The organism is Acinetobacter puyangensis (assembly GCF_900096995.1).
Taxonomy (GTDB): domain Bacteria; phylum Pseudomonadota; class Gammaproteobacteria; order Pseudomonadales; family Moraxellaceae; genus Acinetobacter; species Acinetobacter puyangensis.
Window position 1 is genome coordinate 527,956 of sequence record NZ_OANT01000001.1, and the last position, 12,656, is coordinate 540,611.

A 12,656-nucleotide genomic window follows, 5' to 3' on the forward strand; every position below is an offset into this window, starting at 1 on the left:
TAAAATAAGGATATTTTTATGTTCATACACCCAATTAAAAATGATATTGATACTTTACCTATGTCAAAGTTTCAATGGATTATCATTACGATCTGTTTCTTACTCTATGTCGTCGATGGCTATGATTTTATGGTGATGGCCTATGTCGCGAGTGCAGTATCGGGTGAACTGGCTTTAAATGGCACGCAGGTGGGTACTTTGATTAGTGCCGGTATTATAGGGATGACAGTAGGATCGCTGTGTATTGCACCACTGGGTGATAAGTTAGGGCGCCGAAAGTTAGTCTTAATCAGTGCTTTCATCTGCGGTATGAGTATGGTTGCTGCAACCTTTGCGCATAGCTTTAATCAGTTGGCATTTACACGATTTATTGCAGGAATTGGCATTGGTGGAATTCAAATTAGCTGTATGGTTCTGACCGCCGAGTTTTCCGCCAAAAAAGTACGTGGTTTTAATCTCGCCTTACTTTCGGCAGGTTATGGCTTGGGTGCGACCATTGGCGGAGTTCTGGCAGGTGTTTTTATTGAGCATCATTCTTGGCGCCATGCGTTTATGTTTGGTGGTGTTTCAACCTTGATTTTATTTTTAGTTGCTTATATTTATATCCCTGAATCAATTGATTATTTATTACATAAACAACCTAAAAATGCTTTAGCCAAAATCAATGTGGTCTTGGCAAAATTCAAGCGAAATTTGATCAATGAGTTGCCCATCATTACGGTAACTGAACAGCAGCAGGGCACGATAAGACAACTCTTTACAGCACGTTATTTTGCACAAACCATTTGTTTATGGGTGGCAATGTTCTTTTTACTGTATGGGTTTTATTTTGTCATGGGCTGGACACCAAAAATTATGGCGCAATCGGGTTTATCTCCGCAAGCTGGTGTACAGATTGGAATGTGGGTGAGTCTGGGCAGTATTTTAGGTTCGTTAACACTGGGTTTATTGACCACACGGTTCAAGATTTTTCATATCCAGACGGTGTTCCTGTTATGCGTTGCCTTGACTATCTTCGTTTTTGTGAATATGACACATAATCTAGGTTTCCTGCCAGTAATTTCCGTGGTTTTAGGATTCTTCCTCAATGGATGCATGGCAGGGATTTATACCATTTCGGCATTGGTCTATGATTCGGAAGTGCGTTCAACAGGCGTTGGGTTTGCAACAGGATTGGGACGATTTGGTGGCATTTCTTCCCCGATTATTGCAGGCTATTTTCTGGATCATGGCATTTCGCCACTGAGTTTATATGGATACTATTTATTTATTTTCATTCTCGCAGCAATCGCTATCGTTATCCTAACGAAACTCTATTACAGTAAAAATGATCCACAGCTTGCAAAACAATTGATAAAATCATAGCAAGATGATTCGGTCATTTAACGATAATAAACTGTTGTGTGTTTAAGTGGTCTAATGTCATGTTTATCATGGCAATAGACCACATTGCATGTGTGTACTGTCGTATTAAGATTAAATGCTTAGCATGATATTCGTTCTGCTTTGAGCTGTGGTTAGCAGGTATCTATAGCAAAATTCAAAATGTAAACTATATTTGTGTCATGCTGGACTTGATCCGGCATCCAGAGCTAACGTAACCTACATCAAACGCTATAAAGCTAAAGCCTAGACCTTAACAACTTTTGAACTTTGCTCTGGATACTTGCTTTCGCAAGTATGACGAGATGATATGTAGCCTATAAATCGAATTTTGCTATAGTGACAATGGCGTACTGGATTCCTTATTATATCTAACTTGAATGATATATCTTTAATCCTGCGCACAAAAAAAGCAATGCCGAAACATTGCTTATAGAAAAGTGATCTAACCTCAAGGTACAACAATAATCGCAACCCTACGGTTTTTACTACGTTCTACCTCAGTATCATTGTTTGCAACTGGTTTACTTGAACCGTAACCGACAATTTTAATATTATTACCGATAAAACCATTTTTTTGGGCAATCTGTGCAACACTTTGGGCACGTTTTAAAGATAATTCCTGATTGTATTGTTCATTGCCGATGTTATCGGTATGACCCTGAATAATAAGTTTGTTAATTTTAATTGACTTTAATTTTTGACTAAGCTGGGCAATACTATTTTGAGTATCTGCATTAATTAAGTATTGATCCGTTTCAAATAATAGTCGTGTAGGCATATCTAATACCCAGCCATCTTCAGTGTAGGTGAAACCCTGTTGTTTTAAGACCTTAATTTGATGGCGTGATAGGCCACCGAGTCCCAAACATCCGCTGAGTACAATTGCTAGTGCACAGATCATCAAAATTTTGAAGCTGTAATGTGTTTTCATAGGCATCCTTTGAAAAAGTTTAATGTGTGGATTGATCGTATATCGACAATTTTTGTATATTGTTTAATTTGGCTTGATACATGGCTTGATCAGCTTGGTGAATTAAGTCTTCGACTGATTCTGCATTAGACGAGAGTGCGATCCCAATACTAAAACTAAACCGAATGGCGAGGTTCTCAATCAAAAGCGGAGCATCACTTACATGTAATAAATTTTGGGCAACTGTAATTGCATAGATAGGTTTATTAATATTGAGTACTAATACAGCAAATTCATCACCCCCGATACGTGCCAGAAAATCATCTGGGCGAAGTGCTAGTTTCAGGCGAACTGCCATTTCACGTAGCACTGCATCACCATATAAATGACCATGAGTATCATTGATTTCTTTAAAGTTATTGTTGTCAATATAAAGTAATGCAAACTGATGACGGTCTTGGTTTTCAAAAATCTGGCTCAATCGTTGATTGAAATATGCTCGATTTGGTAGTTGCGTTAAGGTGTCGTGTAAAGCCCGATGTTCCAGATGAGAATTTTCCTGTTGTAAATGCGTATGCCAAGTTTGAATTTCATTTAATAAGGCATTAAAGCTTTGAGAAATAATATTAAATTCTGCAATATGACCCGAAGGAACCCGTTGGTCAAAATCACGATGTGCTGTCACAGATTCTGTGGTTTCAGTCAAGGTATCCAGTGAATAACTAATTTTTCGGTAAATCAGCCGTGTACTAAAAGAAATTAATAGCAATGCGGAGATGAGACTGATCGTAAATAAAATGAGGAATTGCTGTAAAAAGCTTATTAAAGGATAAATACTATTGACCACTTTAATTTTGGCAATGGTTTGTCCGTTATGCGTGATATTAGTATGTCCGGCTTCATCAGAAATTAACCAGCGTTGTATTTTTTCGAGTATAGGGGCATAAAAGGTATGTTTTGTGGCGTCATTGATATAAGAAATAAGTTGTCCATTGACATGCGTGACCTGAATACTTTCCAAAGGATATTTTCCGATGCACATCTTAAGTGTTTCATGAATTGTTTCTTTGTCATCGAATATGATTGCTGCTTGTAACTGTTCAGAAAGTAGCTGAGCGATCAGTTGCAGATTATCTTCGGAATACTTTTTAAATGTATGTGCAGCAATTCCGGTCATGCCAATCACACAGACCAGAAGTATCAGTAGCGAGAGATAGGCTTGTGATTTAATCAGATAGGACTTTAGAGAAGTTTGTGAGGAAATAGGCGTAAACATCACTCTTGTTCCTCTTGCTGTTGTGAGAGTAACAATACTTTTGAATTTACTCTTACTTGCGATGCTTTTAAGCTGTCCAAATTGACTTTGAATTTAAATTGTCTTTTGCTGAGATAAATACAAAATGCACTGCCGATACTACATTCTGGATTATTCTCTGACAGAGTTAAAATTTTTAGTGGATTGCGATTAATAATCTGTTGTTGCACCGTATCTGATGTTTGAACAAAATAGTAGACTTGACAATGTGTTGCCGGATTCGAGGCAGCGGGCTTAAGCAATTGTTCAGCAGTATAATTAAAGCGTTTTACATTTTGTGGTTGAATAATTTGTGGCGTAGGATCAAAAATATTTGCGCTAATAAAATTTGCTGGGCCATCAATAACACAAAAATTAATTTGATTTAGGTTGGTCGACCATGTCACATAACTTAAGATACCTGAAACCAAATGATTAGCATTAACCGGATGAGCTTGAGCATAACCAAGTGGTATTACCCCTAAACTACAAAGCAGAACTGCTTGGGAAAAATAAGATTTTCTCCATGACATAAATGCTTTCACTCATCTAAATATTCGTTTTAATTTTGTTAAATATACAATAAATAGCGTAATTACAATAGTGATGAGTCACTATAAAATTGTAATAAGTGTGAAATATTTATAATTTAATGCTTAAAGTGAGGTAAATGTCTTCAAGGTAATCTATTTTTTCAACTAAAGAAATAAAAGCATACATTTGCGTGAGCAAAAAAGTGTTATGGTGGTTTAGATTAATAATTAAACAAATTTAAACGCCAAGCCGAAGGAGAAAGACCATGGCTAGCTATGCCCAAAAAAATAGTTTTGAAAGTTTGGATTGTCTAGACATCAATCAGCAACAATATTACTTTTTTAATTTAAAAACGGCTGAAAAAATATTAGGGTCAGTTGATCGGCTACCAAAGTCTTTAAAGGTCTTACTCGAAAACTTACTGCGTTTCGAAGATGGCATTACTGTTAAGGCAGCCGACATTCAGGCAATTGTGGATTGGCAGAATATAAAATCCTCTGAACAGGAAATACAATATCGTCCCGCACGTGTATTAATGCAGGATTTTACTGGCGTACCTGCGGTCGTGGATTTGGCTGCGATGCGGGCTGCAATGCAAAAAGCAGGTGGTGATCCGGAAAAAATTAATCCTTTATCACCTGTTGATCTGGTGATTGACCACTCCGTCATGGTGGATCATTTTGCTACACCGCAAGCTTTTTCGGAAAACGTAGACATTGAGATGCAGCGTAACGGCGAACGTTATCAGTTTTTACGTTGGGGACAATCCGCTTTTGATAATTTTCAGGTAGTGCCGCCCGGTACTGGCATTTGTCATCAGGTTAATCTTGAATATCTGGCACAGGCAGTATGGACCAATGAAGATGACGGCAAGCAGTATGCTTTCCCAGATACCTTGGTCGGTACAGATTCACATACCACTATGATCAATGGTTTGGGTGTGCTGGGCTGGGGTGTGGGTGGGATTGAAGCGGAAGCTGCGATGTTGGGACAACCTGTTTCTATGTTGATTCCAGAAGTGATCGGATTTAAATTAACCGGTAAGTTACGAGAAGGGATTACTGCCACAGATTTGGTTTTAACCGTGACGCAGATGTTGAGAAAAAGAGGCGTCGTCGGCAAATTTGTTGAATTTTATGGTGATGGCTTGGCAGATTTGCCTTTGGCAGATCGGGCGACGATTGCCAATATGGCGCCGGAATATGGCGCAACCTGTGGTTTTTTCCCGATTGATCAAGTCACCATTGATTATTTAACCTTAACAGGTCGTGATCCGGATCGTATCGCTTTGGTTAAAGCGTATAGTCAGGCGCAAGGTTTGTGGCGTAATAGCGGTGATGAACCCATTTTTACCGACAGTTTAAGTCTGGATATGTCAACTGTTGAACCGAGTCTGGCTGGACCGAAACGTCCTCAGGATCGGGTGGTGCTAGGTCAAGTTCCGCACGCTTTTCAGGCTTTTATGGATCTCAGTTTAAAACCTGTTAAAGAAGAACAACGTTTTGAAAATGAAGGTGGTGGTACTGCGATTGATGTCGAGCAAGCCGCTTTTGAACATGAAAATGGTATTTTCTTTGAGCTTGAAGGACAAAAATATCCATTACAACATGGTGACGTGGTGATTGCCGCAATTACCTCATGTACCAATACTTCCAATCCAAGTGTCATGTTGGCAGCGGGTTTGGTGGCAAAAAAAGCCGTAGAAAAAGGCTTACGACGTAAACCCTGGGTTAAAAGCTCGCTAGCACCCGGTTCAAAAGTGGTGACAGATTATCTCAATGCCGCAGGCTTGACCCCTTATCTTGAACAACTTGGCTATAATCTGGTGGGCTATGGTTGTACCACCTGTATTGGAAATTCTGGTCCTTTACCACAACCGATTGAAGATGCGATTCAAACTCATGATTTAACCGTCGCATCGGTATTATCGGGTAATCGAAATTTTGAAGGTCGCGTGCATCCTTTGGTCAAAACCAATTGGTTGGCTTCGCCACCTTTGGTGGTGGCTTATGCGTTGGCAGGCACCGTGAAAAAAGATATTACTGCGGAGCCGATTGCGCAGGATTCTCAAGGTAATGATGTGTATCTTAAAGACATCTGGCCGACACAGGCAGAAATTAGTGCGGCCTTACAGAGCGTAACCACAGAAATGTTTAGTCAGGAATATTCGGCTGTGTTTGAGGGCGATGAAACATGGCAGGCCATCCAGATACCACAATCACAGACCTATGCTTGGCAAGCCGATTCGACTTATATTCAGCATCCGCCATTTTTTGAGGATATTGATCAACCACCTGCTGCCATTACCGATATTCACAATGCTAGAATTTTAGCGATTCTCGGTGATTCTGTGACAACAGATCATATATCCCCTGCGGGAAATATTAAAAAGGACAGTCCGGCAGGTCGGTATTTGCAATCGAAGGGGATTGAGGCCAAAGATTTCAACTCTTACGGTTCACGACGTGGTAATCATGAAGTGATGATGCGTGGTACCTTTGCCAATATCCGGATTAAAAACGAAATGTTAAATGGCGAAGAGGGCGGTAATACGCTTTATATTCCCACACAGGAAAAAATGGCCATTTATGATGCGGCAATGCTCTACCAACAAAACCATGTGCCTTTGATCGTGATTGCCGGCAAAGAATACGGTACCGGTTCATCACGCGATTGGGCCGCCAAAGGTACCAATCTTTTGGGCGTTAAAGCCGTGCTAGCAGAAAGTTTTGAGCGGATTCATCGTTCTAATCTGGTCGGTATGGGCGTTTTACCTTTACAGTTTCTAGCCAATGAAAGTCGCAAAACGCACCATTTAACAGGCCAAGAAAAGTTAAGTATCGTGGGTTTAAGTGATGACATTCATCCTCATCAACCGTTGACGCTGCAAGTCCAACATAGCACTGGAGAATATGAAGAGTTTCAGGTGCTATGTCGAATCGATACACTCAATGAAGTCGAATATTTTAAAGCGGGTGGCATTCTGCATTATGTGTTGCGTAATCTGATTGCATCATAATTTTACCTCAAAGATGTATTGCCCCTATTATTCCTGATCAAGAATAAAAGGCTGATACATCTTTTTTATCATTCCGTAATTTTCTCTTTGTAAAATAATATAAATTTGACCTAATGAGTTGAAATTATTTAATATACTATATTGATTTAATTAAATTTATTTTAAATATTAAAGGGTTGATGAAGCATTTCTACTCGTAACGAGCATAGTCTGGGTAGATATTTTATTGATCTGTAGATGATACATAAATAAACCTAGTAAATTAGTAAGAATTTCTAAATAATAGTTTGACTATATTGTGCTTTTTTCGTTAGTTGGAAAATCGATGAGTTTCTTTTTTTTATGAGAAAAAACATTATATCTTATAATTTAATAAGCATATATTTAAAATTAAAAAGTAATAAAATCATTATATTATTTAAATATTTGCATATAAAAAAGACAATCTGTAGCAAAGTTGTCAGGTATGTTGGCACGTTTTATGAGTATGGTGTTTTGTATAAATTGAGCAAATAATATAAATGACCTAATTTTTGAATGGTTTTTCATATGAAAGACTGGCTTAACTTTAGCAATAAAACATTAGTTAGAGAGATTGCCATAATCCTTGTGATTAAGCTGATTTGTCTAATGCTTATTAAAGCAATCTGGTTTGATGCCCCTACGATTCCTAGGGACATTGATCATCAGGTTGCGCAACATATTGCAGGTATGCCATCTGCATCACAGGAGTCATCTCGATGATCTCAGAAGCGGTTGTTGATTTATCGCGGTTTCAGTTTGCCATGACTGCGATGTATCACTTTTTATTTGTTCCTCTTACTCTTGGCTTGGCTTTTATTCTGGCAATTATGGAAACGACGTATGTGGTTTCCGGCAAAGAAATTTACAAAGACATGACCAAATTTTGGGGGAAGTTATTCGGGATTAACTTTGCTTTGGGTGTGACCACCGGTTTAACCATGGAATTCCAGTTCGGTACGAACTGGGCATATTATTCACATTATGTGGGTGATATTTTTGGTGCACCTCTGGCAATTGAAGGCTTAATGGCATTTTTCCTTGAATCGACTTTTATTGGATTATTCTTTTTTGGCTGGGATCGCCTATCTAAATTTCAACATTTGGCTGTAACTTGGTTGGTTGCAATTGGTTCTAATCTATCGGCATTGTGGATTCTCATCGCAAATGGCTGGATGCAAAACCCAGTCGGTGCAGCATTTAACTTTGAAACCATGCGTATGGAATTAACCGATTTCGGTGCATTGTTATTTAACCCGGTCGCACAGGTGAAATTTGTACATACAGTTTCTGCCGGTTATGTAACAGGTGCGATTTTTGTTTTGGCCATATCCAGTTATTACTTGCTCAAAAAACGTGATTTGCCTTTTGCCCGTCGTTCTTTTGCCATTGCTGCAATTTTCGGTTTGGCCTCTACTTTATCCGTGATTCTACTGGGTGATGAATCAGGCTATGAACTGGGTGATGTCCAAAAGACTAAACTTGCCGCAATTGAAGCCGAATGGCATACAGAGCCGGCCCCAGCAAGTTTTACTTTATTTGGTTTTCCGAATCAGGAAGAGCAGCGTACAGATTATGCGGTTAAAATACCTTATGTCATGGGGCTGATTGCGACACGTTCTACCGATAAACAGGTCACCGGTTTGGTTGATTTAATGAAAGAGCATGAAGGACGTATTCGTAATGGTATGGTTGCTTATAGCGAGTTAGAACAGTTGCGTGCTGGTGATCGTTCTCCTGAATTATTGGCATCGTTTGAAAAAAATCAAAAAGATTTAGGCTATGGTTTATTACTGAAAAAATATACTGAAAATGTTGCCGATGCCAATGATGAACAGATTCAGTCTGCTGTGAAAGATTCTATTCCACACGTTGCAAGTTTGTTCTGGTCTTTCCGTGCCATGGTGGCATCCGGCTTCTTGATGCTGTTGCTCTTTGTTCTTGCTGCATGGGCTGTGGTTAAACGTAATGCAGAAACCAAACCATGGTTATTGAAATTTGCCTTACTTGCTTTACCTTTACCATGGATTGCAGCGCAAACCGGTTGGTTCGTAGCTGAACATGGTCGTCAACCGTGGTCAATTGGTGAAATCTTGCCAACGCACCTTTCTGCGTCTAGCCTAAGTACGGGTGATGTTTGGGGTTCAATCATTGCGCTGGCAACTTTCTACACTGTGTTGCTGATTATTGAAATGTATTTGATGATCAAATTTGCCAAACTGGGACCAAGTTCATTACATACCGGTCGCTATCATTTTGAAAAACTTGATGCCCACGCCAAAACTCAGGAGATTCAATCATGATTGAATATGAAATCCTTAAAATTATCTGGTGGGTGCTGGTCGGTGTATTATTAATCGGTTTTGCATTAACCGATGGTTTCGATATGGGATCTATGGCGGTGATGCCGTTTGTAGGTAAAACCGACAGTGAGCGTCGTGCAGCCATTAACACCATTGCACCGCATTGGGATGGTAACCAGGTCTGGTTTATTACCGCAGGTGGAGCATTATTTGCTGCATGGCCAATGGTCTATGCCGTTGCATTCTCTGGTATGTACTGGGCGTTATTGTTGGTATTATTTGCCTTGTTCTTGCGGCCAGTCGGGTTCGACTATCGCTCCAAGCTGGAAAATACCAAATGGCGTACATCATGGGACTGGGCATTGGCAGTTGGTGGGGCAGTTCCGGCCTTGGTATTCGGTGTTGCCTTTGGTAACTTGTTTCAGGGCATACCTTTTGAGCTGGATAACACCATGCGTTCACAATACACAGGTAGTTTCTTTGCCTTACTCAATCCATTTGCCTTGTTAACCGGTATTGTAAGCTTAAGCATGCTGTGTGCGCATGGTAGTTCATGGTTGATGTTACGTACCGATGGTGCCTTGCATGAGCGTTCACGTAAATCTACGCTGCTTTGTGGTGCAGTATTTCTGGTGACCTTTGTTCTTGCTGGTCTTTGGTTATATGCAGGCAATATCGAAGGGTATAGTTATGCGCAAGCGATCGATACTGGTGCTGCATTAAATCCTCTGGCAAAAGAAGTGGTGACCAATGTCAATCACGGCTGGTTTAACAATTATAGCCAGTATCCGATTACCATTCTTGCACCGATTGTCGGTGTTCTGGGTGGTTTAATCGTGGTTGCTTCAGCAAAAGCCAATAAATCAGGATTAAGCTTTTTGGGGACCAGTTTATCCATTGTCGGTGCAATTTTAACAGCCGGTTTTGCACTTGCCCCATTTGTCTTGCCTTCAAGTCTGGATCCTGTTTCCAGCTTAACCATGTGGGATGCGGTCTCAAGCCAACGAACCATGATGGTGATGACCGTGGTTGCTGCGATTTTTGTCCCGATTATTTTGTTATACACCTCTTGGGGTTATTACAAAATGTGGGGCAAAATTACCAGCAAACATATTGAAGCAAACTCGCACAGTTTGTACTAATTGCAAGTACGGAGAAATATTATGTGGTACTTCGCATGGATTTTGGGTGTATTGATGGCTTGCTTTGCAGGCGTGATTGCAGCCCTGTATATGGAAAACAATCAGGATCTGGATGAGGAATAGAACATGAGTGAAGTGGTGAGTGTAAAGAAAAGTTCAGTAAGTCAAAAGATGTTGATGGCTGTGTCTTTTTTGTTGGCATTGCCACTTGCTGCGATTCTTTTGATCTATCCGAATCTGATGCTGGATGCCAATGGGCATTATAGCCATAATGCCATGATGCTGATTATGCTTGGCATTTCTGGTGGTTTTATTTATGGCGTAGGATTTATACCACAATTTTGGTTGTGGAAATGGTTGTTTAGTCCTGTCGTTGCATGGCCACTGATGCTATATGGCTATTATCTCTGGTTATTTACTTAATCGATATCTCAAACAAGGCCTCAATGTGAGGTCTTGTTGCTTATATGAAGCTGTTAAATACAGTATTGCTGTACCAGCAGACCGAACAATAACAGTGCAAAACAGAAAAATAATGCAGCGGTGATTTTTTCAATGATCAGTAGATAATGATTAAATCTTTCCAGTACTTGAGGTCGTTGAAATAACCAAGCAATCAGTAGATCCCAGATGAATACCACAGCAATCATCCATAAGGCATAAAATAATTGTGTGGAGAGTCCAATATTTGGTCCTAATAAACTGATCAATGATGCATAAAATAAGGCATTTTTAGGATTAAGCAGACTGGACAATAATCCCATTAAAAAATAATGAAAGATGCTGTGCTGTTGTTGCGCATCCATTTGCTGCGGTTGTGGTGTAATGCTTTTGGTTGTTACTTTAAAAATGCTAAAACTAAGGTAAAGCAGATAACAGGCACCTAAAAACTGAATCAGAGAGAAAAGCTGCGGATACTGTTCAAACTGCTTAAATCCTGTAAAGACCAGAGCAATATAAATTGCATTTCCAAGTGCAATACTCAGACATAAATAAAAACAGTAGAGACGGGATTGGGTTAAAGACGTTCTTAAGATCAGAAAAAAATCCGGTCCGGGGGAGAGTAGTGCTAAAAAATGAGTAGTGGCAATCAGTAAAAAGGTATTCATTGTATAGAGGATGAAAAATTCAAAAGTCTATGATGCAAGAATCTGAAAAATCCGTATTGAAGAAAATTGCGCTAACTGGTGTATTGCATCATGTATTGCTGTGGCGTAACACCGGTAAATAACTTAAAGGTACGCTGAAAATGGCTTTGATCGGCAAAACCTAATTGATAGGCAACATCACTGATGCTTTGATGTTGTTGTAAATATTGGCGTGCGCAATTAATACGTAAATTCAATTGGAAATAATGGGGTGTAAAGCCGGTATGGGCTTTAAACAAACGAATAATTTGATAGCGACTTAAATGCGTCATCTGTGCAAGCTGCTCCAAACTCAGCAAGCAGTTCTGATTTAATTCGGATAGATAAGGATATAATTGAGGACGTTGTAAATAATCTTCTGTATTGAGCGTCAATTGACTGGATTGGGTACGGGTTAAAAATGTCTGAATAAAATCGGTAAAAGCCAGTTCTTTTTCAAAGTTTGAAGCAGAGGAAAATAAGCATTGGTTCATCTGACAAAATTGTTCATATAATGCTTGATCATGCACGACATAAATATGCTGAAAATTATACTGTAAATCCTGTGCTGGAAATGAGAGGGCTTGCAGTTCTTGTTCAAGTTGTTGTATCCAGTGTGGCTGGATATGCAACATTTGATAACTCCAACTGCATTCAGCCACGGGATTACAGGAATGGCGCTGATTTGCAGGAATAAATACCAGATCACCGACATTGAGCTGATAATTTTGACAGAATTTTGCATTAAAAACACTACACCCAGCATCGACAGCGCCAATGGAATAATCATCATGACTATGGGCTTGATAACAGACCCGGCTATCACAAGCTCGCCGCGATTCTATTAAGAAGGGTAATGCAGGATCACGGAAGAATTGTGTTGTCATTTTGGGAGTATAGGGGAATAAAAAAATTTAAGA

General features: G+C 39.6%; 12 protein-coding genes. 7 read left to right on the forward strand and 5 right to left on the reverse strand.

Annotation, left to right across the window (positions count from 1 at the left end; translation table 11 throughout):
* The first annotated feature begins 18 nt into the window (after positions 1–18).
* Entirely contained in the window at positions 19–1,365 is a 1,347-nt protein-coding gene (locus CRO21_RS02490) for an MFS transporter (protein WP_097077748.1), read from the forward strand.
* A gap of 469 nt (positions 1,366–1,834) precedes the next feature.
* Here the strand turns inward: CRO21_RS02490 and CRO21_RS02495 are convergent, their stop codons facing one another.
* The 3 genes from CRO21_RS02495 to CRO21_RS02505 are packed head-to-tail and all read right to left on the reverse strand — an operon-like array spanning position 1,835 to position 4,123.
* Positions 1,835–2,317, reverse strand: a complete 483-nt coding sequence (locus CRO21_RS02495; protein ID WP_171293965.1) for an OmpA family protein — start codon at positions 2,315–2,317, stop codon at positions 1,835–1,837.
* Positions 2,318–2,336: 19 nt separating this feature from the next.
* The gene (locus CRO21_RS02500) at positions 2,337–3,572 is read right to left on the reverse strand and encodes a diguanylate cyclase domain-containing protein (RefSeq protein ID WP_097077750.1); all 1,236 of its coding nucleotides are present in this window, start codon (positions 3,570–3,572) and stop codon (positions 2,337–2,339) included.
* Positions 3,572–4,123, reverse strand: coding sequence for a YfiR family protein (locus CRO21_RS02505; protein WP_097077751.1), 552 nt, complete (start codon positions 4,121–4,123; stop codon positions 3,572–3,574). Before CRO21_RS02505 ends, CRO21_RS02500 begins: the two co-directional genes overlap by 1 nt.
* 266 nt (positions 4,124–4,389) lie before the next feature.
* Between CRO21_RS02505 and acnA the strand changes: the two genes are divergently transcribed.
* The 6 genes from acnA (at position 4,390) to CRO21_RS02535 (ending at position 11,032) form a co-directional block, all read left to right on the forward strand.
* Positions 4,390–7,143, forward strand: a complete 2,754-nt coding sequence (gene acnA, locus CRO21_RS02510) for an aconitate hydratase AcnA (protein ID WP_097077752.1) — start codon at positions 4,390–4,392, stop codon at positions 7,141–7,143.
* Positions 7,144–7,692: 549 nt separating this feature from the next.
* The gene (gene cydP, locus CRO21_RS02515; RefSeq protein WP_097078115.1) at positions 7,693–7,887 is read left to right on the forward strand and encodes a cytochrome oxidase putative small subunit CydP; all 195 of its coding nucleotides are present in this window, start codon (positions 7,693–7,695) and stop codon (positions 7,885–7,887) included.
* A complete protein-coding gene (locus CRO21_RS02520; protein ID WP_097077753.1) occupies positions 7,884–9,467 on the forward strand; it encodes a cytochrome ubiquinol oxidase subunit I in 1,584 nt (527 codons plus the stop codon). Before cydP ends, CRO21_RS02520 begins: the two co-directional genes overlap by 4 nt.
* Positions 9,464–10,609: a cytochrome d ubiquinol oxidase subunit II gene (gene cydB, locus CRO21_RS02525; protein WP_097077754.1), complete on the forward strand. Its 1,146-nt coding sequence runs from the start codon at positions 9,464–9,466 to the stop codon at positions 10,607–10,609. The genes CRO21_RS02520 and cydB overlap by 4 nt, the downstream gene beginning before the upstream one ends.
* Before the next feature lie 21 nt (positions 10,610–10,630).
* Positions 10,631–10,732 (forward strand): cytochrome bd-I oxidase subunit CydX, encoded by a 102-nt coding sequence (cydX, locus tag CRO21_RS02530; RefSeq protein ID WP_087619165.1) that lies wholly within the window; start codon positions 10,631–10,633, stop codon positions 10,730–10,732.
* A gap of 3 nt (positions 10,733–10,735) precedes the next feature.
* On the forward strand, positions 10,736–11,032 hold the full coding sequence (locus CRO21_RS02535) for a cyd operon YbgE family protein (protein ID WP_097077755.1): 297 nt from the start codon (positions 10,736–10,738) through the stop codon (positions 11,030–11,032).
* A gap of 53 nt (positions 11,033–11,085) precedes the next feature.
* On the opposite strand, the gene CRO21_RS02540 is transcribed toward CRO21_RS02535, so the two are convergent.
* Together CRO21_RS02540 and CRO21_RS02545 are read right to left on the reverse strand one after the other, a co-directional pair.
* Positions 11,086–11,718, reverse strand: coding sequence for a LysE family translocator (locus CRO21_RS02540; RefSeq protein WP_097077756.1), 633 nt, complete (start codon positions 11,716–11,718; stop codon positions 11,086–11,088).
* A gap of 71 nt (positions 11,719–11,789) precedes the next feature.
* Positions 11,790–12,623 carry an AraC family transcriptional regulator gene (locus CRO21_RS02545; protein ID WP_097077757.1) on the reverse strand — a complete coding sequence of 278 codons (834 nt, stop codon included), beginning with the start codon at positions 12,621–12,623 and terminating at the stop codon, positions 11,790–11,792.
* Positions 12,624–12,656: the final 33 nt, after the last annotated feature.

Bases quoted from the DNA above. Each gene is read 5' to 3' on its own strand.
- CRO21_RS02495 (WP_171293965.1), bottom strand. From the start codon at position 2,317: ATGAAAACACATTACAGCTTCAAAATTTTGATGATCTGTGCACTAGCA.
- cydX (WP_087619165.1), top strand. From the start codon at position 10,631: ATGTGGTACTTCGCATGGATTTTGGGTGTATTGATGGCTTGCTTTGCA.
- CRO21_RS02520 (WP_097077753.1), top strand. From the start codon at position 7,884: ATGATCTCAGAAGCGGTTGTTGATTTATCGCGGTTTCAGTTTGCCATG.
- CRO21_RS02535 (WP_097077755.1), top strand. From the start codon at position 10,736: ATGAGTGAAGTGGTGAGTGTAAAGAAAAGTTCAGTAAGTCAAAAGATG.
- CRO21_RS02545 (WP_097077757.1), bottom strand. From the start codon at position 12,623: ATGACAACACAATTCTTCCGTGATCCTGCATTACCCTTCTTAATAGAA.
- cydB (WP_097077754.1), top strand. From the start codon at position 9,464: ATGATTGAATATGAAATCCTTAAAATTATCTGGTGGGTGCTGGTCGGT.
- cydP (WP_097078115.1), top strand. From the start codon at position 7,693: ATGAAAGACTGGCTTAACTTTAGCAATAAAACATTAGTTAGAGAGATT.
- CRO21_RS02540 (WP_097077756.1), bottom strand. From the start codon at position 11,718: ATGAATACCTTTTTACTGATTGCCACTACTCATTTTTTAGCACTACTC.
- CRO21_RS02505 (WP_097077751.1), bottom strand. From the start codon at position 4,123: ATGTCATGGAGAAAATCTTATTTTTCCCAAGCAGTTCTGCTTTGTAGT.
- acnA (WP_097077752.1), top strand. From the start codon at position 4,390: ATGGCTAGCTATGCCCAAAAAAATAGTTTTGAAAGTTTGGATTGTCTA.
- CRO21_RS02500 (WP_097077750.1), bottom strand. From the start codon at position 3,572: ATGTTTACGCCTATTTCCTCACAAACTTCTCTAAAGTCCTATCTGATT.
- CRO21_RS02490 (WP_097077748.1), top strand. From the start codon at position 19: ATGTTCATACACCCAATTAAAAATGATATTGATACTTTACCTATGTCA.